General features: G+C 44.7%; 31 protein-coding genes. 7 read left to right on the forward strand and 24 right to left on the reverse strand.

Going from position 1 to position 23,196, the window contains the following annotated elements; genetic code table 11:
• Positions 1-82: 82 nt before the first annotated feature.
• On the reverse strand, positions 83-1,060 hold the full coding sequence (locus P0X86_RS26895; RefSeq protein WP_096776708.1) for a LacI family DNA-binding transcriptional regulator: 978 nt from the start codon (positions 1,058-1,060) through the stop codon (positions 83-85).
• Between the two features lie 171 nt (positions 1,061-1,231).
• Between P0X86_RS26895 and P0X86_RS26900 the strand changes: the two genes are divergently transcribed.
• A complete protein-coding gene (locus tag P0X86_RS26900; RefSeq protein WP_009593992.1) occupies positions 1,232-1,549 on the forward strand; it encodes a hypothetical protein in 318 nt (105 codons plus the stop codon).
• Between the two features lie 183 nt (positions 1,550-1,732).
• Positions 1,733-1,909 carry a hypothetical protein gene (locus tag P0X86_RS26905; RefSeq protein ID WP_009593964.1) on the forward strand — a complete coding sequence of 59 codons (177 nt, stop codon included), beginning with the start codon at positions 1,733-1,735 and terminating at the stop codon, positions 1,907-1,909.
• Between the two features lie 182 nt (positions 1,910-2,091).
• Here the strand turns inward: P0X86_RS26905 and P0X86_RS26910 are convergent, their stop codons facing one another.
• From P0X86_RS26910 to P0X86_RS26935, 6 genes are all read right to left on the reverse strand, one after another.
• The gene (locus tag P0X86_RS26910) at positions 2,092-2,922 is read right to left on the reverse strand and encodes a phosphoenolpyruvate hydrolase family protein (protein ID WP_096776523.1); all 831 of its coding nucleotides are present in this window, start codon (positions 2,920-2,922) and stop codon (positions 2,092-2,094) included.
• A gap of 49 nt (positions 2,923-2,971) precedes the next feature.
• Entirely contained in the window at positions 2,972-4,183 is a 1,212-nt protein-coding gene (locus tag P0X86_RS26915; protein WP_277746905.1) for a Tm-1-like ATP-binding domain-containing protein, read from the reverse strand.
• Positions 4,184-4,312: 129 nt separating this feature from the next.
• Positions 4,313-5,518, reverse strand: coding sequence for a phosphoenolpyruvate hydrolase family protein (locus P0X86_RS26920; RefSeq protein ID WP_277746906.1), 1,206 nt, complete (start codon positions 5,516-5,518; stop codon positions 4,313-4,315).
• An 80-nt stretch (positions 5,519-5,598) separates the two neighbouring features.
• Positions 5,599-6,234: a pyridoxamine 5'-phosphate oxidase family protein gene (locus P0X86_RS26925; RefSeq protein ID WP_277746907.1), complete on the reverse strand. Its 636-nt coding sequence runs from the start codon at positions 6,232-6,234 to the stop codon at positions 5,599-5,601.
• Positions 6,235-6,373: 139 nt separating this feature from the next.
• The gene (locus tag P0X86_RS26930) at positions 6,374-7,186 is read right to left on the reverse strand and encodes an undecaprenyl-diphosphate phosphatase (protein WP_015737273.1); all 813 of its coding nucleotides are present in this window, start codon (positions 7,184-7,186) and stop codon (positions 6,374-6,376) included.
• Between the two features lie 414 nt (positions 7,187-7,600).
• A complete protein-coding gene (locus P0X86_RS26935) occupies positions 7,601-7,765 on the reverse strand; it encodes a sporulation protein Cse60 (protein ID WP_009593971.1) in 165 nt (54 codons plus the stop codon).
• 210 nt (positions 7,766-7,975) lie between these two features.
• Between P0X86_RS26935 and P0X86_RS26940 the strand changes: the two genes are divergently transcribed.
• The 3 genes from P0X86_RS26940 to P0X86_RS26950 all read left to right on the forward strand — a co-directional run bounded on the left by P0X86_RS26940 (position 7,976) and on the right by P0X86_RS26950 (position 9,694).
• Positions 7,976-8,668 carry a hypothetical protein gene (locus P0X86_RS26940; RefSeq protein ID WP_277746908.1) on the forward strand — a complete coding sequence of 231 codons (693 nt, stop codon included), beginning with the start codon at positions 7,976-7,978 and terminating at the stop codon, positions 8,666-8,668.
• Positions 8,669-8,829: 161 nt separating this feature from the next.
• A complete protein-coding gene (locus P0X86_RS26945; RefSeq protein WP_015737275.1) occupies positions 8,830-9,069 on the forward strand; it encodes a WGxxGxxG family protein in 240 nt (79 codons plus the stop codon).
• 175 nt (positions 9,070-9,244) lie between these two features.
• The gene (locus tag P0X86_RS26950; RefSeq protein WP_096776528.1) at positions 9,245-9,694 is read left to right on the forward strand and encodes a DUF6199 family natural product biosynthesis protein; all 450 of its coding nucleotides are present in this window, start codon (positions 9,245-9,247) and stop codon (positions 9,692-9,694) included.
• A 120-nt stretch (positions 9,695-9,814) separates the two neighbouring features.
• Here the strand turns inward: P0X86_RS26950 and P0X86_RS26955 are convergent, their stop codons facing one another.
• The 8 genes from P0X86_RS26955 to P0X86_RS26990 form a co-directional block, all read right to left on the reverse strand.
• Positions 9,815-10,204: a YmaF family protein gene (locus P0X86_RS26955; RefSeq protein ID WP_096776529.1), complete on the reverse strand. Its 390-nt coding sequence runs from the start codon at positions 10,202-10,204 to the stop codon at positions 9,815-9,817.
• A gap of 20 nt (positions 10,205-10,224) precedes the next feature.
• On the reverse strand, positions 10,225-10,986 hold the full coding sequence (locus P0X86_RS26960) for a DUF2935 domain-containing protein (protein WP_277749096.1): 762 nt from the start codon (positions 10,984-10,986) through the stop codon (positions 10,225-10,227).
• A gap of 588 nt (positions 10,987-11,574) precedes the next feature.
• On the reverse strand, positions 11,575-12,015 hold the full coding sequence (locus P0X86_RS26965; RefSeq protein WP_192570673.1) for a NucA/NucB deoxyribonuclease domain-containing protein: 441 nt from the start codon (positions 12,013-12,015) through the stop codon (positions 11,575-11,577).
• 411 nt (positions 12,016-12,426) lie between these two features.
• Complete coding sequence (locus P0X86_RS26970; protein ID WP_277746909.1) at positions 12,427-12,681, reverse strand: hypothetical protein; 255 nt, start codon at positions 12,679-12,681, stop codon at positions 12,427-12,429.
• 607 nt (positions 12,682-13,288) lie between these two features.
• The gene (locus P0X86_RS26975; protein ID WP_127589995.1) at positions 13,289-13,834 is read right to left on the reverse strand and encodes a dihydrofolate reductase family protein; all 546 of its coding nucleotides are present in this window, start codon (positions 13,832-13,834) and stop codon (positions 13,289-13,291) included.
• Positions 13,835-13,858: 24 nt separating this feature from the next.
• Entirely contained in the window at positions 13,859-13,990 is a 132-nt protein-coding gene (locus tag P0X86_RS26980) for a hypothetical protein (RefSeq protein ID WP_277746910.1), read from the reverse strand.
• A gap of 938 nt (positions 13,991-14,928) precedes the next feature.
• On the reverse strand, positions 14,929-15,144 hold the full coding sequence (locus P0X86_RS26985; RefSeq protein ID WP_277746911.1) for a hypothetical protein: 216 nt from the start codon (positions 15,142-15,144) through the stop codon (positions 14,929-14,931).
• Between the two features lie 85 nt (positions 15,145-15,229).
• Positions 15,230-15,451, reverse strand: coding sequence for a helix-turn-helix domain-containing protein (locus P0X86_RS26990; protein ID WP_277746912.1), 222 nt, complete (start codon positions 15,449-15,451; stop codon positions 15,230-15,232).
• Between the two features lie 1,123 nt (positions 15,452-16,574).
• On the opposite strand from P0X86_RS26990, the gene P0X86_RS26995 reads away from it, so the two are divergent.
• Positions 16,575-17,692 (forward strand): IS3 family transposase gene (locus tag P0X86_RS26995; protein ID WP_277745861.1). Its coding sequence is split into 2 segments (ribosomal slippage): positions 16,575-16,821 and positions 16,821-17,692, totalling 1,119 coding nucleotides; the frame shifts between segments, so codons are not numbered across the junction.
• Here the strand turns inward: P0X86_RS26995 and P0X86_RS27000 are convergent.
• The 4 genes from P0X86_RS27000 to P0X86_RS27015 form a co-directional block, all read right to left on the reverse strand.
• A complete protein-coding gene (locus tag P0X86_RS27000; protein ID WP_277746913.1) occupies positions 17,656-18,168 on the reverse strand; it encodes a hypothetical protein in 513 nt (170 codons plus the stop codon). The genes P0X86_RS26995 and P0X86_RS27000 overlap by 37 nt on opposite strands.
• Positions 18,169-18,359: 191 nt before the next feature.
• Positions 18,360-18,647 (reverse strand): hypothetical protein, encoded by a 288-nt coding sequence (locus P0X86_RS27005; RefSeq protein ID WP_277746914.1) that lies wholly within the window; start codon positions 18,645-18,647, stop codon positions 18,360-18,362.
• Between the two features lie 277 nt (positions 18,648-18,924).
• Positions 18,925-19,452: a hypothetical protein gene (locus P0X86_RS27010; protein ID WP_277746915.1), complete on the reverse strand. Its 528-nt coding sequence runs from the start codon at positions 19,450-19,452 to the stop codon at positions 18,925-18,927.
• Between the two features lie 166 nt (positions 19,453-19,618).
• A complete protein-coding gene (locus P0X86_RS27015) occupies positions 19,619-19,906 on the reverse strand; it encodes a hypothetical protein (protein WP_277746916.1) in 288 nt (95 codons plus the stop codon).
• A gap of 182 nt (positions 19,907-20,088) precedes the next feature.
• On the opposite strand from P0X86_RS27015, the gene P0X86_RS27020 reads away from it, so the two are divergent.
• Entirely contained in the window at positions 20,089-20,298 is a 210-nt protein-coding gene (locus tag P0X86_RS27020; protein ID WP_277746917.1) for a hypothetical protein, read from the forward strand.
• Between the two features lie 19 nt (positions 20,299-20,317).
• On the opposite strand, the gene P0X86_RS27025 is transcribed toward P0X86_RS27020, so the two are convergent.
• The 5 genes from P0X86_RS27025 to P0X86_RS27045 all read right to left on the reverse strand — a co-directional run bounded on the left by P0X86_RS27025 (position 20,318) and on the right by P0X86_RS27045 (position 23,181).
• Positions 20,318-20,773 carry a hypothetical protein gene (locus P0X86_RS27025; RefSeq protein ID WP_277746918.1) on the reverse strand — a complete coding sequence of 152 codons (456 nt, stop codon included), beginning with the start codon at positions 20,771-20,773 and terminating at the stop codon, positions 20,318-20,320.
• Positions 20,774-20,775: 2 nt separating this feature from the next.
• Complete coding sequence (locus P0X86_RS27030; RefSeq protein WP_277746919.1) at positions 20,776-21,360, reverse strand: hypothetical protein; 585 nt, start codon at positions 21,358-21,360, stop codon at positions 20,776-20,778.
• 360 nt (positions 21,361-21,720) lie between these two features.
• Positions 21,721-21,966, reverse strand: a complete 246-nt coding sequence (locus tag P0X86_RS27035) for a phage holin (protein WP_277746920.1) — start codon at positions 21,964-21,966, stop codon at positions 21,721-21,723.
• 2 nt (positions 21,967-21,968) lie between these two features.
• A complete protein-coding gene (locus P0X86_RS27040; protein ID WP_277746921.1) occupies positions 21,969-22,769 on the reverse strand; it encodes a peptidoglycan recognition protein family protein in 801 nt (266 codons plus the stop codon).
• Complete coding sequence (locus P0X86_RS27045) at positions 22,714-23,181, reverse strand: phage holin family protein (protein WP_277746922.1); 468 nt, start codon at positions 23,179-23,181, stop codon at positions 22,714-22,716. Before P0X86_RS27045 ends, P0X86_RS27040 begins: the two co-directional genes overlap by 56 nt.
• Positions 23,182-23,196: the final 15 nt, after the last annotated feature.

Raw genomic sequence — 23,196 nt, forward strand, 5'->3', positions numbered from 1 at the left:
TGAAACAAAGCACTTGCATAGATAAGAATATCACAATTGTCGAACTTTGTAATCCGTTTGTTATAACTTGGTTTTGCAGCCATTAGACCGACGAACGTTCAATCAGCTCGAAAGCAAGCTCCTTCCGAATCGGCTCCTTCTGCTCCCCTTGAATATGTGCATAGAGTATCCTGAACGCCTCCGTACCCATATCAAACAGGCGGTTATCGATCGTAGTAAGGCCCAGCATTTTGCCGATCGGCTGGTTGTCGAATCCGATGACGGCCAGCTCTTGCGGGATGGACAACCCTCTTTTCTCCGCTTCATAGATTAACCCGGCGGCCACATGGTCACCCGTCACCAATATGGCGCTGGGACGTTCCTCCATGCCCGACAGCCGATCCATAATCGCTGCACCGTCCTCGAGATCAATACAACCGTCCAGGATCCATTCCTCGCGGTAAGGCTCTCCGATTTCTTGAAGCACTTCTTCATAGGCCGCTTGGCGCGCTCTCGTACTCGGACTGTCCAGTCTTCCTACGGTGAAGCCGATGCGGCGATGTCCCCGCCTTATCAAATAACGCATGGCACTGCGAAATGCCTCAGCATGGTTTATATATATAGAAGAAAATAAGCGTTCCCCTGCATCCTGACAGCATACAATCGGTCCGTAAGCGCAATAGGCTTCGATCTGTTTCGGCGTCACGGCCGACGATAGAATAATGATGCCGTCAATCTCGCGGTTGCGCAGCATCTCCAGCACTTCCACTTCCTTATCCGGCGCATACCCGGTTTGGCACAGGATGAGGCGATAGCTAGCGGCAAGCGCTTCTTGGCCGGCTCCTTCCATCAGCAAGGAGAAGTAGGCATGATTAATATACGGAAGCATGATGGCAATATTCATCGTTTTCCCTGTAATCAGATGGACCGCATTCATATTCCGGGCGTATTTCAGCTGCTTCATCGTTTCCAGCACGCGTGCCCGCTTCTCTTCTCTGACATAAGGGTGGTTATTCAGCACCCGGGATACAGTTGATACCGACACGCCTGCAAGCTTGGCTATCTCTTTAATATTGGCCACAATCGATATGCCCCCTTCATCCACTGGTTCATCCCCTGATACTATCATGATTGCTTCCTCTATTCAAAATTAAGCCTCCAGCAGTTGAGGTTTCTGCGTTCGTATTGCGCCATATCCATGACTTACTTTTTTTGGTACGATTGATGATATCATCCCTATGGAGGTCTCGGCATGTCGAAACTGTTCAAGACGCTTGGCGCTGTATGGTTCATCGGCGGTTTTATCGGAGGAGTCATCATTCATATCATCATGGAGGGCAATTGGCTGACAGGCATCGCTTGGCTTATTGGCGGCGCAATCTTGGGCGCCTTATTCTATACGGTGGGCGAAATTCATGAAATCGTGTGGGAGAATCATGCCCTGCTTCGGGAAGTGCTTCACCGTCTGCCTCCGGAACCAGGCGACAAAAAGCCGCCGCTTGGAAATTCCCGGGCCAATCTTAGCGCTTTGAAGGATTATAAAATGAACGCAAAAGATGAACAGCGATAAAAAATTTGATCTTGATCTGGTATGCTTTTCATACTTTACACTGTGATTGGGTGGAAACCTTCATACATTGTCAGCGTGACCGGAAAGGGCGTGATGGCAAGGGCAAGGCTTCTGCCTTTTTGCCATGTTTTGCGAAACCTGCGACTTGTCCATTACGTTATCCTTCTCAAAAGGAGATGATGGATGATGGAGACGTTCGGCAGAGGCTGCCTGTACTTGATCATTGGCATGGTGGTATTGCTGCTGCTTGCCCTGCTATTGGGGACCACGATTACGATCCCATGGTTTATCTTCATTCCGCTTGTCGTTATTGCCTTTGCCGTGGCTGCATCCAAGAGCAAACGCAAGGATGATGATTGATCCGGGCAACAGGCAAGCCGCCGCCGGGCGCGAAAGAGGATGTCCATTTCATACGCCGTTTTCGATTCGCTTGCAGGCCTTGTCGCTTCAGTCCAACGGACAATAGAACACCAAGAAGACTCCCTGACGGGAGTCTTCTGCGTTCCTTAGGATCATAACCATGCTTTTTCCAGCTTACGGCTTCATTTCGAAATATTCTTGAATGCCTCTGTCTGCTGCTTGATGCCAACCTCGGTGGCAAAACGCTCGATGCTGGATGCTCCGAAGAATCCTTCCACCCCATGGGTTCTGGACAATACATACGCCGCGTCCTCAGGCTCCGCAATCGGACCGCCATGGCACAGAATCATAATGTCCGGGTTGACGGCCTTTCCGGCATCGCAGATCGCTTGAATCTTGTCCACGCAGTCGTCGAGCGTCAGCGCCGTTTTTGCGCCTATGGTGCCTTTCGTGGTAAGACCCATATGAGCAACCAGGACATCGGCTCCGGCTTCGGCCATCTTCTTCGCCTGATCGACGTCAAACACATACGGCGTGGTTACCAAATCCAGCTCATGCGCCTTCCGGATCATCTCGACCTCAAGATCATAGCCCATGCCCGTCTCTTCCAGATTCGCCCGGAATACGCCGTCAATCAAGCCCACCGTCGGAAAGTTCTGCACGCCCGCAAACCCTTGCTCCTTCAGCTGCTTCAGAAAAATATCCATGATCCGGAACGGGTCCGTGCCGCAAACTCCCGCCAACACCGGCGTATGCTTCACGACCGGCAGCACCTCATTCCCCATGTCCACCACGATCTGATTGGCATCCCCGTACGCCATCAGTCCAGCGAGAGATCCCCGCCCGGCCATCCGGTAACGGCCCGAGTTATAAATAATGATTAAGTCTACGCCGCCCGCTTCGGCGCTCTTGGCAGAAATCCCTGTCCCTGCTCCAGCTCCCAATAACACCTTACCCGCTGCAACCTCTGATTTTAGTTTCGCTAATACTTCTGCTCTTGTTTGCATGGCCATGATATGTTCCTCCTTCAGTTTGAATGCTTGGCCCTGTGGCTTCCCCTTCTCATTGCCGCTTCATCAATTCCATCAGCTTATCGGCCGCGGCCACCGCAAAAGCTTGATCGTTAATATCGGTATTCATCTCGATCAGCTCAACGGTCTCACGGTCTATCCGTTGTCTTAATGTGTCGAACAGCATCTTATCCTCTTCCGTTCCATGGAATGCTTCGCCTTCCACATCGAGCATCGATACGCCTTTCAGCGGCAGCATCAACACCGTAGGACCTTGCGACGAATTCAGTTTATCCGCAAGGATCCCGCCAAGCTGCCGGTTCTCCTCCACCGTGGTCCGCATCAGCGTAACCGAAGGGTTATGCTTGTACAGGTTTCGTCCCCGGAATGCCTCCGGCACGGTATCATACGGACCGAAGTTGACCATATCGAGCGCCCCGGTCGATACGACCTGCGGTACCTTACAGCGTCCGGCTGCTTCCAGCCGATTCGGCCCTGCCGCCAAAACGCCGCCAACCAGCTCATCGCACCATTCCGTTGTCGTCAAATCCAATACACCGTCAATGAATCCGGCCTCAATGAGGCTTTCCATCGTTCGCCCGCCCGTGCCGGTTGCATGGAACACCAGCACTTCGTACCCATGCGATTCCAGATGCTCTCTGGCATAATCGATGCAGGGGGTCGTTACCCCGAACATCGTCGCTGCAATCAGCGGCTTTTTATCCATCGGCGCAGCCGATTCGAACTTAACCATGCCGGCTATCGCGTGTGCCGCGTTCGTGAATATTTTGGTGGAAAACGAGTTCAGGCCGGATACATCCACGATGGACGGAAACATGATAATGTCGCTTGTCCCTACATAAGGCGCCGTATTGCCGGAAGCGACGGTGGAGACCATCAATTTTGGTACGCCGATCGGCAATGCTCGCATGCCGGCGGTGACGATGGAAGTTCCCCCCGTACCGCCGAATGACAGCATGGCGTCGAATTTGCCCTCTGCATACAGCTTCGGCACGATTTGCTCCATCCCTTGAGCCAATACTGCAGTCCCTGCCGACCGGTCCTTCCGGGCCGCGATTTCGCGCAGATCCGCATCTGCCGCCCCTGCAACCTCGATATTGGTTACATCCGGCGTGAACATCGGCTCAAACACGCCGCTATGAATCGTAAACGTTTGTAACCCCAAGCTCTCGATCACCGATTTAACGTATAAAAACTCAGCACCCTTCGTATCAAACGTCCCCGCAATGGCTATGGTTTTCACCGTGAAGACCTCCCCATGTCTCTTCTCAGGATCGCTTGCCCCGTTCTGACTGACAGGTCCGGCATGTGATCCCTGTAAGACCATAATACAGCGCTTTCAAATAAAAAGGATCGTATCCATGTACGATCTTTATGTATATTTGTCTTTCATATGCTGACGATAGGCTTGGGGAGACATGCCCGCGTATTTCTTGAAGGTCTTGCTGAAATGAACATAGTCCGGGTAACCGACCAGCTCCGCTATTCTACCCAGGGACAGCTTGCTGTGCTTCATGATATCCTGCGCCTTGTGAATACGGTATTTGGCTATATATTCGGGAAAGCTACACCCCACTTCCCTGTTAAAAAGCGCGCTAAGATGCGTTCTTGAAACGTGGATCCGTTCGGCCAGCTCCGTCATTGAAATCGGGTTTGCATAATGCTCGGCTACGTATTCTTTCACAAAGGCAACATAATCCATCGGTTCATCCAGCTGCGTCAGCTTGTCCATCAGCTGCCGGTCCTGCTCCAGATGGCCCGTTGCCTTAAAACGATGCGTCGCCTCCACGATGGCTTCTTCCGTCGGCGTTCGCTCAAAGCTCGAGCCGCCCACGTACCCCATGGCGGACGTGTTGTCGTACATGTACTGGACATCGATGGGCGTATGGACCGGACCGCCATATACGAGCTTGATCGGCTGCTTGCCCGAGTCGTCACAGACGGCAAAAATTTCTCTGGCGATTTCGGCGCCCTTCTCCAGCGACCATGCTTTCGAGGTCCCCATCATCCCGCCTGCCGTAACGCCCAGATGGGCGCAGATGATATCCGCTCCCGCATCCAGCATCCATGTCGTCTGCTCCGGATTGAATACGAAGGCCATCGTAAACATATCGCGCTCATGGGCAATCCGGATGGCTTCCACCTCCTGCAGATACGTGATGCCTTCTTCCTCCAAGGCTTCGCGGAACAGTCCGTCAATCATTCCCACCGTCGGGTAGTTGATGATGCCGGCAAAACCGCTTCCGCGAATGGCATCCAAGTATCCCGGCAGCTGAACGGTTGGATCCGTTCCGCATAAACCGAATATCACCGGTGCGTCGCGGACCACGGAAAGAATTTCGCGCGAGCCGAAATCCATCACCATTTCATTGCAGTTCGCATAGGGCATGAAGCCAGCCAAGGAGCCCAGCCCCATCTGCCGAAAACGGCCCGAATTCAAGGCTAGTATCAGATCGGCGCCGCCTTTGACCGCATATTTTGCCGATATTCCTGCTCCTGCCGCTACCCCGATCAATCGCTCCTGGGTCTGTATCCCCCTATGTAATCGATCCAATACCTGTTCTCTGGTCGTTATCAAAGTTATTGGTCCCCTTATCTTCAATCTGACCGTCATATCTCATCGTTTCCTTATATCGCTATACCTATTATAAATGAAAATCAATAGAGGCGATTCGTGTAGCTGTTCTGCATTCCCCGGGCAACGGATTCCTCCGTCACGTGAGCTTGATTCACATGATCCGCGATGATCTTGGACGGATTCGGCATCTGTTCGCTGGGTATCCAGGAATCGGGATCCCATGCTTGCGAACGCATGAAAGCTTTTGCACAGTGCATATAGCATTCCTCGACCGATACCGCAATGCCAAGCCATGGGCGTTTGCCTTGTACGCTAAGCCGATCCAGGATTTCTTCGTCCCTTACCAAGACGGCGCTGCCGTTGATTCGCAAGGTCTCCTTCAAACCCGGTATGACAAACACGATCCCGACTCTCGGGTTGGACAGGATATTCCGCAGCGAATCAAACCGTCGATTGCCCGGACGCTCCGGAATGACCAAGCAGGACTCCTCGATCACATGCACGAATCCCGCCGCATCTCCCCGGGGCGAAACGTCGCAGGCTCCGGATGCGTCGGAAGTAGCCATAAACAACAAGGGGCTCTTCGAAATAAAGTCTTTGCAATGATGGTCCAATCGATGAATGGTTTTATGTTTGACCACGTGATTGCAATCGCCGAACAAGTTTCGAAGCTCCTCCTCCGATGAAACGACCGATTGAAACGGAATTTTTGACATCACAACCACCCTCCTATTACTACATCTTATACCTTTCTTATATCCGATACTACGCAATGATCGCCTTGCTTCCTTTCCACAGTATGAAAAAAAGCTCCTCACAAGTTCAAGGAACCTTATGAGAAGCCTTCCCTCATTCTTATAAGAAGACAAGCAGCAAAATGCCGACAACAAAGCAATAATAAGCGAAATATTTCAGATTCCCGCGCGCCATGATATTCATGAACCATTTCATCGCAAAATAGGTGCAGATGAGCGTCGCGATAAATGCGATCAAATAGGGAATGAACAGCGGAGCAAAATCGGGATCCGATGCCATATCCGACACGCCTAGCACCATGCCGCCGAGGCTTATCGGAATGTACAGCATAAAGGAAAACCGCAGGGCCGTCTCCTGCTTCATCCCCACGGCGATCGACGTAATGACGGTCGAGCCGGATCGGCTGATCCCCGGAATCAGCGCCACCGCCTGTGCCAAGCCTACGATAAGCGCGTCCTTGAACGACAAGTCATTATCCAGCTTGCGGCCGCGAAGGTTCCGAATCAGCCAAAGGGCCACTCCCGTAAATAGCAGCGCGACGCCTACCGTGCGAACCGAAGCGAATATTTCCTCAATCTGGTCTTTGAACAACAGTCCGATGATGACAGCCGGAATCGTACCCACAATAATATACAGAATGAACATGAAGTCGGATTTAAACTCCGGTCGTCGTGTCCGAACATAACTTAGGCCGTTCACAATCAATCTCTGCAAATCCTTGCGAAAGATGAACACGATCGCAATCAATGAGGCCGTATTGGTCAGTATTTCGAACGACAGCCCGTTCTGCTCCATGCCCATCAGCCTTTGGGCGACAATCAAATGACCGCTGGAGGATACCGGAATCGGCTCCGTAACCCCCTGCACAATTCCCAGCAGCAGATACTTCAACCACAAGATGAAATCTTCCATTACTCTCCTACTTTCTTTGCAACATGGCTATAGCTTATAAAAATACTAGTCTATCATATCTCATAAAAACAGGAAGAATCAAACCACGAGCAGAGTCATCGTTGGCTGCATGGAGCTGCCGGAAAGACGATAACCTCCCGTTGTTCCATTGCGCAAAAAAGATATGTAAACAAGAGAAGCCCCTCTAACCACGGAATTAGAGGGGCTCCTAATCTATTGTTAAGAGGTGATTCCATCATAAGATGCGTAGCTTAATGGAACCTTAAAGCTTCATTAGGGGGACATAAAAAGTGATGTACCTAACTTTTTGTCCTTGGGCTGTCTGGACGGCAATGTTATATGCAAAGTGGTCTTACCTTTTGAAATTATTAATAAGCAAGATCAAGAGAAAAGCACCTTTAAGGTGCTTTTTCTCTATTCTTTATATATGACCAAAATATCATACGTTCCGTCTGCCGATGAAAGCTTAATATCCTTCACATCGTCAGGATGAATGTTATACAGGAATTCATTCACCTGATCCTGCAAATCGTCCAGATTGGAATCGCTAAAGAGCTCGACCTTCAATGTTTTTAGCATATAAGCACCCCCTAATTTCAAACTTCGACATAAAACGGGAGTTCCCTGCTGGAATCGAGTAAACGACACGTTTCATCTATACCTTACACTGGCCTTTTATCTGTTTTCCACACGCACTGCTAAATAACACCCCAAATTATGGTATATTGGTGGAGTTGTTGTTCGATTTTCAGAAATGATTATTAGAAATGTTATGGTGGTGGACGCATTATGCCAGTTAAACATAAACGAATCATCAGGCTTGCTGCCAAACTGATATTACTTTCGGCCGTTCTCTTCTACGCCTTCATCTATATGATGGAACGCCCTGGCGGATTAACGGATCGTCGCATGTCGCGAGCGCTGGGGCAGGACAGTATCCTTCATATCCCGCTCGGGAAGACTCCGGATACCGCGGTTGAACAGTTTAGAGGCCCATCCTCCATGCATGTCATTCACCGTGAACCCGTGAGCGGAGGCACTCTTTTATTTATGAAACGACCTTACCAAGCGGGAAGCCATAATCTGCAAGTAGAATATGTACGAAAAACTCGGATCGGTTGGAAATGGGCTTGGGGCGGCGGATATGGAATCGGCGAATCTTCACAATCCATATCAGCGTTAAATTACATGGGCATGCCTGAATTAGACCATCTCTCTACCCCATTTCCCATGGTGTTCGGGGATATTCTGGATCCCTCGATCAAAAAAGTAAGCGTCAAAATCAAAGGCAAAGGTAGTTATAACGCTAAGCTGACTGCTGTGGAAGCCGGAAAAATGATCTGGTTCGTATTTCTGCCGTCGCCCGCTTCCACACCTTTTGATATCGAAGGTTGGGATGGTGAGGGGAATCTCATCGCCCGCAAAACAATAACCGATCCGCGCGACAGCGGCTCGGTCCATTTCGAAATGGATCGACATTAATCCGGTGAAATAGCGGATAAAAGGATAAATTAGCACAGTCTCACTACTCGGAAGGCAGAAGTACACTCGTTTGGTAAAGAATCGTTAAAGATTATTTGGGGCAATATAATTTTGGTACCTGCCCATGCATTTCAGACGAACAGAGAAAGGAGGTCCTTAACATGAAGAAAATCTGCATGTCTTTTCTCGCGGCTATGAGCATTGCTTGCATGTTGGTTGTCCCTGTTTCCGCCGAAAACAACAACAGGAATGCAAACGACATGAATACAAACAACGTTAACGCTAGAAGTTATAACACCAACGCAGCCACCAATGATAACGATACAGACTGGGGTTGGCTTGGATTAATTGGTCTTGCCGGTCTTGCCGGGTTAAGACGCCGTACCCCGGAGCGCCATTAATTTTTGCGATAAGCTTAGGGAACAGAAGTAAAATCCTGCTCACATAAGAGCAGGATTTTTTCTTTTCAGGTACCCTTTAATTTGTAACTTTAAATCTCCATTCTTCATGTCTTACTTCACTTTACCGGAACTTCCATTTTGTTACTCCGTATGAATCCTCAAGGGGTTGATTTCAATGTTATGGATGTTATTTGGCGTCGTTATCATTCTAAATTGCCGTTATACCTTCATGAATCCGGATTCGGATTGGATACGATGGAACAAAAGGTTGCCGGAAGACTACGAGCAGGACGATCATGATTTGTTAAAAACCCAGGTCGGTGCGGCAATAGGCGGATTTATTGGCGGTGTATTGGTCTTAATCGGGTTAGCGACGCTTGTTCGACCTGGCGGTACCCCTATGTCATGGGGGGCACTTTTCGGGTTTGCTGTGATCCTCATAGGTATAGGGCTCCTTGCCAGAAGGTATCCGACATTCGGCTGGAGCAGGGATGAAGGCTGGCAAGTCAAAGGAGATTCGGAACGAAGCGATACTTACATGGATTTAGTAAAATTCGGCGGATTGGTTTCCATATGCCTCGGATCCGCTTTTTTTGTACTTGGCCTAATCATCTTATTGGTTTGACATGTGGACTGAGGAGAAATCATGTGGTCACTAACAAGAAGGCTCCCACTCGGCAGCCCTCTTATAAAGCTGTATTCATAATTTATAAAAACAAAAAGGTACAGTGGGCGAAACTATTATTTACCCTTGTTCATCACCTGTGTTCCCGCTATAACGATGAGCATGTGGGATCCTGCCATCTACGGTGGTATAACCTTCAAAATAATGATAGTGCCCGCCGCCTGCCAATGGAATGGCGGGTCCGGTTGTTCCTCTAATCATGTGCTTGTGCTGGTCATTAAATGATGTTTGGGCATGGTAATTATGGACGTGCGGCACGCCGCTTGGAGCTGGTTCAGTTATACCCACGTAATGATGGAAATGTCCAACGTCAAAAGAGGTATCTCCTTGAAAGGGATGGACATGTACATTAACCGGTCTTCCATCCCAAGATGTTAGAAATAGTTGGTGGGAATGACTGGGATCAGAGTTATCGGAATGAACAACAAAGCCCGTTATTTGTATTTCCATCCAATAGTGCCTCCCTTATATTAATGCATGATTTCTTTCTTGTTTACCTTCATGCCAGATAATGACCGATCGAACATGTCTAGGATAAATAAGAATCGTTCAGCTTCACGAAAAACATGATCTGCTAATAAAGGATGAATGATGCTTTTGATTCGGCACTCTTCAATTAAGTCGCGCGCAGTTTTCTTAAAATCGCGCAATGATTTGACTGAAACTCGGTTTTCATCAACAAATTGACTTAGTAATGGATGGGTTTGCGATTCTGGACGCATGGAACTTAGGTCAATGGCTTGAAACATCAACGTATCAAAGTCTTGGCTAAACTCCCTTGCTTGTTCCACTAATTTTCGCTCCGATGGATCAAGCAGATGACCTATAAATTTTGCATGGTCAGCCATGATTTTTAGGAAAAAGACATTTTCATCGATAATCGCATCGGGTAATGGCTCAAGTCTCCCGTTATTGAGTTCCTCTAACCGATTTCTAAAGTAATTTGCTTCTCGGCTAACATGATCTACAAGCAACGGGAAATTTGTCCCCCCAGGGAGCTGGCACCTAAGTATAAGTCCAAGTACCTTCCTCTTAAATGCCCAAATGTGTGCAGCGGCATTGTGAACTTCTGAATTAAACTGTCGAATCGTTTGTGGATCGGTATCTGCTTGATATGCATGTGATCTTCTTTCAATATCCTCAAAGATGGCATGAAATTGATTAGCCTCATTGATTAACTGCGTATCTTCACATCTAAATCCTAATCGAAGAAAAAAGGAATGTTCTTTCATAATGCGCGACCAAAAACGTATTTCGTCTAATGACCTGACTACAAAAGGATCCGACAACCCTACCCCACCTTTCGGCACACGAAATAAGACAACCATTTATTGTGTCTCGATACAATGTATATGGGGATGGCATGTTTCAATATGCTATGTTAGAAAATTATGTAGAAAAAACAATTAGGCGTTAAAACGTATAGGATATTCCTAGTTGGCTTAATAGTATGGGCTGTTAGTCTTGCAGCTACATTTCTAGGCGTAATGGAAATTGCAACTGCCGCGTGTTCAATGTATTGTAGTAAATTTTACCTACCTCTGATATACTGGCATTATTACTATTGTCATGGGTGCGTGATCAATCAGATGTGGAATAAAGAACTAAAAATAGCCATTCGAGAGAAGCAAAGCGTAACCGTATACCTTACCAATGGCGAAGTATTACAAGGCATACCGGATTCTTGTACAGATCGCTTAAAGATGCGGAGTGTTTATGGGCCAGTCTGGGTGCCATTAGATGAAGTAAAGCATGTGAGTCGATTAATACGGCTAAACATAAAAAAAGAACCTACTGGCATTAGCTAGTAGGCTTTTTTGCTATCTAAAAATGAAATGTACCTGGGTACCGTCCGGGTATCCCTCCAAATAGTTGCCTACCCAGCTGCCAGCTCCTCGATTGTCGGATGGATCTATGTATTCGACACTTGCACCGTCTCCTCCTTCGGCACACATGGCCATCGGCCACTCATCCCGATCATACCCTTTTTTCGTAGGGATTCCCTTTAGTGAAGAACTCCTGTTATCCTCTGCACCAGTTCGATCAATGGTACAAACATCGGAATGGCCGGATTCAATGGCCTTTTTTATGTGATCCGCCGTCTCAGGATATTTATCCGCTGGAAACTCTAATTCGACAACGGTACCCCGTATTGGTGGGTATACATCACCGTCATCTAACTCCGGAAAATAATTAAGGACCAACCAAACCAATAACAAAGATAAGACCACTGTTCCAAATTTCAAGAATAACTTTTTCATACAAATTGCTCCCCCATTCAAACAAAAAAATCCCTGCGAGCATAGGTCAGCAGGAATTTTCTTACCGATGCCTTCAGTTTACTTTTTTAGTATAGGCAAGTTGGCATATATTTGTAAATCACGAAGAGGAGCGCCTCAGAGCCTGTCAAGAGTGGAGTGAGATATACATATGAAGCAAAGATGTTCTTGGATTGAGGCAGATCCCCCTAACCTAACCTTTGAGAGATAATATTTGATCAGTTCGTTTTTATGTACAATGGACTTAATTGAAAACGGGGACGGGAGTTCCGCCCCTTTTTTCCGAAAGGTGCTAATCGAATCAAGTTAGAAAAAGTGAGTGGTGAAGCTCTGTTAATTGCTCATTATTTTAATACTTATATGGATCGCCCAATTTATTTAGGTCAAGTGTCACTATTCATTCGTACACATAATATGCACTATCTCATGATGAAAGGGAGAAGACCAAAATGAATCAACAAAGCCATAGCATTCAAGGTAATCAACAAAGGGAACCACAGCCTTATCATTACGGCCATGAGCATGACCATCACCCACATTTTCATCCATATAGCCACCCGTCAGGACATCATATGATCCATCATCACCACCATCATCATCACCACTTTCACCACCACTACCAAATGAGGAGAGAAGAAGATTAATCATAGAATAAGATAACAATAAGGCGAGAAGAGTTACGCCCTCGTGCTGCCGAGCGTGTCATTCTCGCCTTTATCTATGGGGGTAGCCCCACACATATTAGTATGCTCGCGTGATTTTATAATAAAAGGCTCCCTCTCGGGAGCCTTTTAAATAGCGGTATTATAAGGCTTTTAAGCCCGTTTTACATCATGCCGCCCATGCTTTTGGGCGGTTTCCTGTTTCCCCACATTGTTAAAAAGTTCGGTGTATCAAGGTTTTTGGTCTGTTGATTCCATGGAATATTATCGAGTAAAAATGACTATGTGGGGAAATGTGTGGGGGATGTGGGGTGAGGCTACTGGCATTTAATTATCTCAACCATCGGAATCATCTCCTATAGGGAGATTGTATAAGCTGCCTTTGTTAAAATGCCCGTTAGATGAACAAAAAAACAGCCGTTTCGGATATCCTCCAAACTCAAAAGGAAAGTCAGGGCAAACTTCCCTGACGGTTTTCATGACCTACGCAGTTCAAGTCAGTAACTGGTCATTAGTTTTCAGTCCGTCAGCATCACGCCATGTTGCCGAAAGACGGTTTTCCCGCAAGCTCGTAGTTGTTTTCCTGATCAATCTTATCTTGCCGGAAGATAAGTCAGAACAACGACACCTGAACCGAATGTCTTTGTTTCCGCCAGTTTCAGCACTTTCTTATCGATCCCTTCTCCAAAGAGACGTTTTCCGTTTCCAAGCACAACTGGGAAAACCATGAGCCGATATTCGTCGATGAGGTCAAGCTGCATCAGCGTTTGAACGAGCGCGCAGCTGCCAAATACCAAGATATCCTTACCAGGCTGCTGCTTCAGCTTGGATATTTCCTCCGTGATATTGCCCTTGATCAGCGAAGAATTGTTCCATTCCACTTTTTCCAGGGTTGTTGAAATCACGTGCTTGGGGTAACCGTTCATCATCCGGCCATATTCCCCTTCCTGCTCGATCAAATTAGGCCAAGCCGCTGCAAAATTAACATACGTTTCGCGTCCAAGCAGAAGAGCGTCGCTTGCTTTCAGTTCATCGAACTTGAATTGCTTTGTTTCCTCACTACGGAATTGGATCGTCCACTGCGGATTCTCCATGACGCCATCCAGCGATACAAACTCAGATACAACTACTTTTCTCATTTTCATTCTCCTTTTTTTTCAATATTATCCGTCTGTCTGATTGTACGATAGCGAGAGTAATACTGGCATGTACCAGGTATTGTCGACGGACGCAATAAACAGGCCCAGCATCAGTCCCGCGAAGATAAGTCCCAAATTATTTTTCTTTATTTCCACGACTTGGTTAATCCTTCCGCACTTGCATTTTTCGTTGTTCACGAACTATATTTTAGCTTGAGACATGTGAACAGATTTCTCATGGATTGCTATTCCCAAATATTTGGATACGTTATGGAACGTCTTGGACATAAGGACGATGACACCACTCGTAATGTCTATACGCACGTAACAAAGACCATGAAAAAAGAAGCTTCCCACAAGTTCAGTGAACTCATGAGAAGCCTCTAATCATGTTACCTTATGTGGGGAAAATGTGGGGAAATGGCCTTCCCCATATTCATAAACCCTTATAAATCAAGGGATCATACCCCGTCTTACATCATGCCGCCCATCTTTCACACTACTTCATCCTTATTCGCTGTTGAACATTAATGTCGATAAAATCGCTTTGCATCTGTATTCCATTAATTAATTAATCGTGAATATTCATCGGTAACCGCCGATTTCGTGATTTTTTTGTGATTTTTTTGTGATCAAATCGTAGGGGAAAAGTATCGTAATAAAACGCCATAACCAACACTATTCTTGATCAGAATCAAACGATGACCCCCCACGTAAGACGAGTTTAAAGGGGATAACTCATCCATTAACTCCGTACAATCTGATATTAGCATATATGAAGCAATCATACTTCGCAACAGCTCCGTTGATCCGCGTAGGAATAGAACACAATTCACCAAGTCCAATAAGCAGTATTGTTCTTGGTCGGCGCCGTCGGCTTCTCAATCGTTTCCTGTTTAAGCACTTGAATTCCTCGAGTTGTGGATTTATCTGGCCAAACGATATATCCGTGATCCTCAAGGTATTGGAGCCCTCTCAGTATATCCGGCCGCCCGCGTCCAGTCATCCTCTCTAACCGTCTAATGTCAGGCATACGGGTCCCGTGAACAGGGCTAGGGTAATTGATTAGTATCCGCAGCAATTTACGTTCGGGATCAGGAAGCATTCTTTCCCGCCCCCTTTGCCGGCCCCTTTGCCGGCCCCCAAGATAAGACATTATCCATTCTGAAAACCCTTGGCTGATTGGTTTTCAGACATGTTGCACGAATCAAGTTATTTCGGATCCCCTGCAGCCTTATCTTACGTTGTGTGATCTGCCCTTTGCGATCCACGTAGATGAGCTCAATAACCTCGCCGATGTACTTCTTCACCCAAGTTCGCCTCCACAACAAGAACATTTGTTTGTATTATATGCGAACATTAGTTCCTTTATCAATGTAAAAAAACCACCGGGCTTTACTCCTTGGCGGCTTTTTCGTCCACATATTCGATCAATGCAGTAACGTCCGTCAATCCAAAATACTGCATCAGGGTGTTCAAGTGCTCAGGGGGCCAGTGCTTTGCTGTCCCTTTCTCCATGTCGTTTAAGGTGTTCCATCGTATTCCTGTTTCCTCGCTAAGCTGGCGAACACTAATCGCCTTCTCTTCACGCAATTCCTTAATTTTAAGCCTTAGCATAGCCTTATCACCTCAAAAATAATATACCATTACTTAGGCCGAAATTCAACGTTTTTCGTTGACATTCAACGTTTTTCGTTGTATAATTAAATCAGAAAGGAGGTGAGACAAGGATGAGAAAAACAAGGAGAGAAGAACGACGCGATGAACGGACAGCAAAGATCATGCTTATGACGGCAATCATTAGCATGATAGTCTCGATCATCACCCTCATCACCGCTCTGGTTCGCTAATCAGACAACCCTGGAAGGATGCCCCGCAAGGGGCTTCCCGAAAGGGTGGTGAAATATAACGAGGTCGCTCTTCTCTCCTTATTATATCACAGGGGAGCTGATCGAATGAATATTACCAAGATGTACAAGGCCACCATGACGATAAGCGCCGCATCTATTGTAATCAGTTTGGTTACGTTAAGTATCCTGATTGCTAAGTGGTGATCTCCGTATATGGGACCCAAGAAAAGGACCCACCCGGCTTTGTTGCCGGAAGGGTCTTTTTTTGAAGCATCCACTGTATAAAATGTTTATATTCCGTCCATAATAAAGCCTAGTTTCGTACAAAATCGTTGCAAATACCTTAAAAAGGGTATATATTTAGTGTAGCGAAAGCCCTGTCTTCTCCGAACGCTTAAGTTCCACTTAGGCCAATTATGTAGGAGAGACGGGGCTCTTTTTTTTTACATACTCAGGTGAAATTCTATGTTCACTTGGAATGAATAGCCAGTGCCTATAAGGATGATTCCATCTATCTTGGATATCTGTGTAGCCGGTTGATACTCCGATATTAAAGTTAGGGTATATCTCCCGTATCCTATTATTTATGTGTTTGTAGACTTTTTCTTTTGCTACCGTCCTCTTTCCTCTTCTTTTCTCGCCCTCAGGAATAATCTTATGCAGGTTGTTCAACCTAAAATACATCGATCCGAGCACGACATCCATAAACTGAAGCAAAACATGATTATGTGATTTCACTTCAGTAATGTCCTCTTTTTTGATTTTTATTTTTGCTTCCACGAACTCTTTAGTTGACTGGATTTTTTCAATATTGGATCGGCTACACTGGGTTGGACAATAAAAATAAGGGCTAGTAGAATGAAGAGAATAATACTAGGAGCGGATCTACTATGCCAAAACAAAGACGTACATTTACAGCAGATTTTAAAAGACAAATGGTCCAATTATATGAAAATGGAAAGCCAAGGGCAGCGATTGCCAGAGAGTATGAACTTAGTCCGTCTGCCCTCGATCGCTGGATTAAGCAAGCGCAAACGTCAGGCTCGTTTTCTGAAAAAGATAACCGAACTGCTGAAGAGAATGAACTCATCGCTCTTCGTAAGCGAGTTCAGCGGCTTGAAATGGAGAATGACATTTTAAAGCAGGCCGCGCTGATCATGGGACGAAAGTAAAGATCATTAAGCAAAACAGTGATAAATACTCGGTATCAGCATTGTGCGAAGTCCTGCAAATCTCCAGAAGTACCTTCTACTATGAAACGAGAGCAAAAGACAACGATGACGAAATAACGACGGCTATCGTAGAGATCTTTCATGCCAACCGAAAAGCGTATGGAACGCGCAAATTGAAGGTCAAACTTCAGGAACAAGGCTACACGGTTTCAAGACGCCGAATCGGACGGATTATGAAAGAGCAGGGTTTGGTGTCGACGTACACCATAGCGCAATATAAGCCGCACAAGACTGCTTGTAACGAAGCTACAACAGCGAATGAATTAAAACGTGAGTTTGATCAAACTGAATCTAAACGATTTGTAGTCAGCGATCTCACTTATGTCAAAGTCCAGCATAAGTGGCATTACATTTGCGTGCTGATTGATTTATTTAACCGAGAAATCATTGGTCACAGTGCAGGTCCACACAAGGACGCTGCTCTGATTTCCCGTGCCTTTGCCACAGTAGAAGGCGATTTAAGCGACATTCAGTGGTTTCATACGGATCGCGGAAGCGAGTTTAGGAATCAAACCATGGACGATCTATTAGAGACGTTCAAGATTGGTCGCTCCCTGAGTATGAAAGGCTGCCCCTATGACAACGCCGTTGCTGAAGCTACTTACAAAGTGATGAAAACAGAATTCATCAACCAGATGAATTTCCAGAGTCTTCATCATCTAAAACTAGAATTATATGATTATGTGAACTGGTTTAATAAGCATCGCGTTCATGGCACATTAGGCTACATGACGCCAGTTCAGTACAAAGCAGAGGCCCTTAAAAAAGTTGTCTGATTTACTGTTGACAGTCCAATATAATCCTTAAACTCTGATGCGTCTTTAGGCGATACAGGTAGCTCGTCAAAATAAATACGCAGCGAAAGATCATCTCTTCCTGTAGGGTTCGAATACCTCAATCCAAAAGCATGCTTAAAAAATTGATAATAAAGCATTTGATATTCTTTGGCCCTCTGTTCCACTGACAAATTTATGGGTTCATGTAAGTTCTGAGTAAACATAATTCTGATTTTAACTATATCTTCTTTTATCAGATCAAATAGAGTATCCATCATTGCAATATATTTATCTACATATGGCAGTGTAACCCTCTGCCATTTAATCTCTCCATTTATATTAAGCTCAAGCTTTTTCTTTTCGAGTATTTCAGTAACGCGTTGATAATCTTGTGAACGTACAAGCGCACCGCCGTAAAAATTACCAAATGAAGGCCCTTCATCATTTGATTCATCCATATATATAATATACTGCAACTCAGCTTCCTCCTAATCTCTCAACATCATCAGACGTATTATATTATACCTTAAAGCTGGTAGTTTATAACAAACAAAAAAAGAACCCCACCAGCCTAAGCCAGTGGGGTTCTTTTTTACCGATGCCATCGGTTTTGTTTATTGCAATCCATTTGGTATTACTTTGTAAACAATAAAAGAGGGGACTACCTTCACTTATTTTTGTAAAACGATTCAACAAAATCTATCCCATGTGCTGTAATAAATACAGATAATTTTTCTGGTTTACTACCAGAAGAAGAAATATGAATTAGATCTTTGCTCATAAGATAGTGGAACGCCTTGTGATGCTCATTGTCTTTATATAATTCTTCTTTTGTACCTACTAAAGCTTCTGAGGTTGTAAAAGGTTTCTCCGCAGAGTGAAATATTTCATAACATTTTTCCAATATATCCCGTCGTAATTTTTGCCGTTCGATAATTTTTTCAGGACTTATCATTAAAATCACTCCTATCAATGCAAAAGTGGATATAATTACATTGTATATCAATTATACGATGTACCGTCCACTTTTGTATTTTTCACTTATATTAAATGTAATGTGAAAGAACGCCTAGGGACCAGTCTCATATAAAACTACATTTAAAAACTCTTTGAAGCTGATACTCTATTTGAAACTGCTGAGCCACCATTTGTACAAGTTACGTTGTACGAATCAATAAAAAAAGAACCTCACCAGCCTAAGCCAGCGAGGTTCTTGGTCAATTGAAAAGCCGTTATTTATCAACTGTAAACGTTGCAGGATTGCTAGCACTGGCCGCAAAAGTACCATCCTTTTGGGTTATAATGGTGCCACCGAGTTTGGCACGATAAAATCCATTGACTAACAAGCTGATACCAGCCTGGTCTTCAATTACAGATTTTGATGGATTAATCTCATAGTCAAATCTTGATACCCCTACGTGCTTCCATGTAAATGTTTTCGAATCCCATTTCTCCCATGTAACCGTCACATGCGAATATACAATTTTCTTTAATCCGGCTGCTACTCTCCAGTCACACAGGGCTCCACCGAATTCATGAGCTACACAATCTATTCTGCCCATAGGATTAGCAAGGATCCCTACCTCATCCCCCGAAGAATCACTAGAAGCCGCTTGTACCTCTTGTTCCGGTACAAAAATTGTTTGCCCAACACTATCACTTTCGACACCAGGGTCTGCTGACACAACCGATACTGAGAATATTGTTAGAATGAGTAATAGAGTAGTTAGTAGCGATAATTTCTTCTTAATTTTAATCAAACCCCTTCAAATTTTTTGATAGATGGCCAAACTATCGTAAGTTTAGGGTTTATTAAGCTTAATAATTTCTCCCTACAGACACCCTAACACACAACCATTCCTTATTTTGTCGATATTTGTAAAGCATAAAGTATTATTTTGGAAAAAAAGGTTTCCTATTGGTGAATTATATATTTAGTTCGTCTGGATTAGATATTTTATTATCAATAATCGACGGCAATTGCTGTTCAATTCTTGAAATTATGTACTGCTCATCAATACCGAACTCTTGAAGATGTCTTACCTCTTCAAAATCGCCTATTTTATGTATTTTGTTTTCAAGTAAATCAAAATAGAGTGTAGCTATTACCTTACCTTCATGTTTAATATCTGTGGTTATCTTCTGCCTAATTAAATCTACATCAATGAATACAGCCTTTAAATTAATGGAAGTGAATTCTGTAAACCCCGTCATTATCACCCATCCTTTCATTTTATACTAAATATTGTAATATAATTATTTTAGAGTGATTATACCATAATTTTCTACAAGGATAAGACAACAGTTTTTGATCGACTTATGCGGAAGTATCTGAAGTTGGATATAAGCAACTATGAGGTAAAATACGTGTAAACATGCATAGAAGGGTCGAAAAGATGGAAGAGGTTCGGATCACCACGTATAACGCATATGGGGATTTTTGTTTTTATGTTACAGAGGAGCTATTAAGAGAGTTTTTAGATGGTCACCAAATGATTATCAGTATAGAATTCTTCAAGAATTTCTACACTCCACAACAATCACGAGCGCTATACGATTGGCTAAAAAAACGTAATAAAGATAAAAAAGGCCCTGCCAGCACATAGCCGGTAGGGCCTTTCATACTTATACTCTATGGATAATAAGTTTTGTGATGTCGAAATCTTTTAAGAAGAAATCATAGAAAGCATCTTCCTTCTTAACCTTTATCTTTGCTGTTTTCTTATTTTCGTATGCAATCGAAGATTTAATATAAGAGTCTAAGAGTATCCGAGGAAACCTAAGAACAGCAGTAATTAGAAATAGCGTTAGTTTCCATTTACTATTAAGAAGTTCCTCCAATTTAGCAACGAATTCCTCATTTTCCTCAGTTTTTTTGACTTCGTATATTAATCGCCGTTTCTTCTTATATATTTCAGAGATCAATAAAATGAAAGCGATGGGAAGGAAGGCAAATCGGAAAATGGAAAGTACGGCTACTTTAAAGCTCGCTCCTTCTGATAAGAAACGCAAGAAAAAACCGGCGATTAACGCAAGAAACATGACGAAAATTATGCTCGGCAATAAGCTAAAAATGTACATTACTATCCACCTCCATTAGCAGATCTTGAAACCTTAGCCCCGTCTAGAGTGATACCGCCTTTAGTATCCTTTGTTTCGGGAAGAACTGTTGGTTCTTTATGTTTATGATCCTTGATGCTCTTGGGTTCCTTTTGATTGTGAACTTTTAGGTCGGCTTTTGATTTATCCGCCATCTTATCTCTATTATACCTATTGACGAAAGGAATTAAAAGTTCCAGTGCGGCTGCGGCCATTGTTAAACACGCTACATAAAAAAAATAACTGTCTATATCCCAGCTGAAATTAGGAAAGAGCCTAAAAGTTTCTGCACTCACAATATAATATGACGACTCAGCCTGACTAAGCACAAAATTTCTACTCATTCCCAAAGAATTAAACGCAATAACAGCAAGTGAGAAGACTAAGCCCCCTAAACCTAAATAGCGCTCAAAAGGGCTGACTCCCTTCATCCACATTCGAGCATAGTCCAGTCCAAACATTATGTAAAAAGCAAAGAAGCTCCTAAACAACATAGTCCCATCATCGCTCGGGATTTCACAGCATATTGCTAACCCAATAAATATGCAGAACAAACGTAAAAGACCCACAAAACCACCCTTAGTAATTGTTTAGGCTAAAGTCGGGAAAGTCTCCGACAAAATTAACCATTTACTAATGATACGGTTCTTATCACATTTCCGCAATACTATTTAGAATAATTTGTTATTATGTAGATTACCCAAAAAAACTAAGTTTAATAATGCTTGTTGGAAGAAAAACATCATTCAAAATGAAGATTGACGTTTAAGAAATGATGTATGTACACTCCATAAACGATAAAAAGAGCTCAGCGGCTATGGTGCCAACTGAGCTCTTTTTGCTGCGTTACTGATTGCTCCATAACCTGGCCGGTGTATGGGCTCAATCAGTATAGATGATTAGGATTGTACTGTAAATACACTTACCGATCAAAGAAAGCTCCGTTTGTCGGATTTATTATCCTTGTCGGTATATCCATTTCCCTCTTTGGGATTGGAGATAATCCCGAGGATCACTAGCAGACCCAGGATCGCCACCGCTAACCCAGTAATGTTAGTACTTAATTCCTCGGAAATTTCAAACCCAAACACCTTACCAGCTGCTGATAAAATAAGCAATGCCGCCGCCACCAACGACGTCCACATCCCATAATTTCTCCATTTGTTGTTTTTCATTGTTAAACATCCCCTCTCTTAATGATCATCCCGCCGCGCTGAAGGACCGTCAGCAATCGATAAAAGTCATAACTTCCGCTGCTAGGTGAGCTAATCAAGCCAGCTGCCATCGCTTCATTCACAGCTGTCTTCGCCCAAGCTGGGACTTCCTCCATGTAATGCAGCCGCTCAAACTCTGCAATGCGAGCTGACTGCTTTTTGATGGTTGAACCTTGCTCTTGTAGACCCTTCTTCAAAACCTTATTACTATTCTCCAAACTTGAAACTTTAGATTTCAAGGAATCGAATTCTGCCTTTTCGGCTGCATTCATGCTATCATCCCTCTCGATTATTTTCCCATCAACATCATCCCGGAACTTATCCATATCAATGACGGGGCATGCCTTCCAGCTGTACCCTGGGTATTCGCTGTGCCCTTTGATCTGCTGAGCGGAAGGAATGACCTTCCGGAGCTGCCGGACCAGTTCAAGCGTCGCCTGGTACTGCTCTGGTGTTGGCTGCTGCGTCCGGAAGTCTCCGACCATACAAATTCCAAGAGCGTGCTTATTGCTGTTTCCCACATGATAAGTGACTTTATCAGGATCCCAACACTTGTACACGGTACCGTCACGCTGGACCACAAAAGCATAAGCAACTCCCGGCCATCCATTGGTGTTTACGTGATAAGTCGCGAAAGCCTCAGGCGATCCTGTGAAGGTCAGCGAATGATGGATGGCTATCGATCGGATATCGGTAAGCTTCCGGGTACTATACCGCTTTGTCTTGTGGATCGGGAGCTTCCCCCGAAGATCGATCAACTTCATTACCGTCACCCTTCTCCCCACTTATTTCATTGAATTCCTCAATTGCTCTCCGGAAGACCTTCGGTACCGGCACACCCATTCGTCCAACATTCTCGATTATTGATAGCAACTCATTCGCTAAATAAAAAAAGACCACAGCATTCTGAAAATACTGTTGTCCTCCTAAGATGACATCAATGAAATGTGAGATTACAACGAGTCCGAAGATCGCAACCTTACGTGCAATGCCATGATATCCCTTTCTGCTTTTGAGTTCTCCCTTTATCCATGCGGCCGCCCAACCGGTTAACCAATCGAGGACGACAAGCCATAGAAGTAAGTTCATTAACATGTTCCAACCTCCAAACATATACCCGGCCAGTGCCCCCAAAGCTGTGGATATGGTTTTAATTATTGAAGACCATTCCCCCATTCGACCCTTCCTCCT

Source organism: Paenibacillus sp. BR1-192, assembly GCF_029542445.1.
In the GTDB taxonomy this organism is placed as follows: Bacteria; Bacillota; Bacilli; order Paenibacillales; family Paenibacillaceae; genus Paenibacillus_AQ; species Paenibacillus_AQ lautus_A.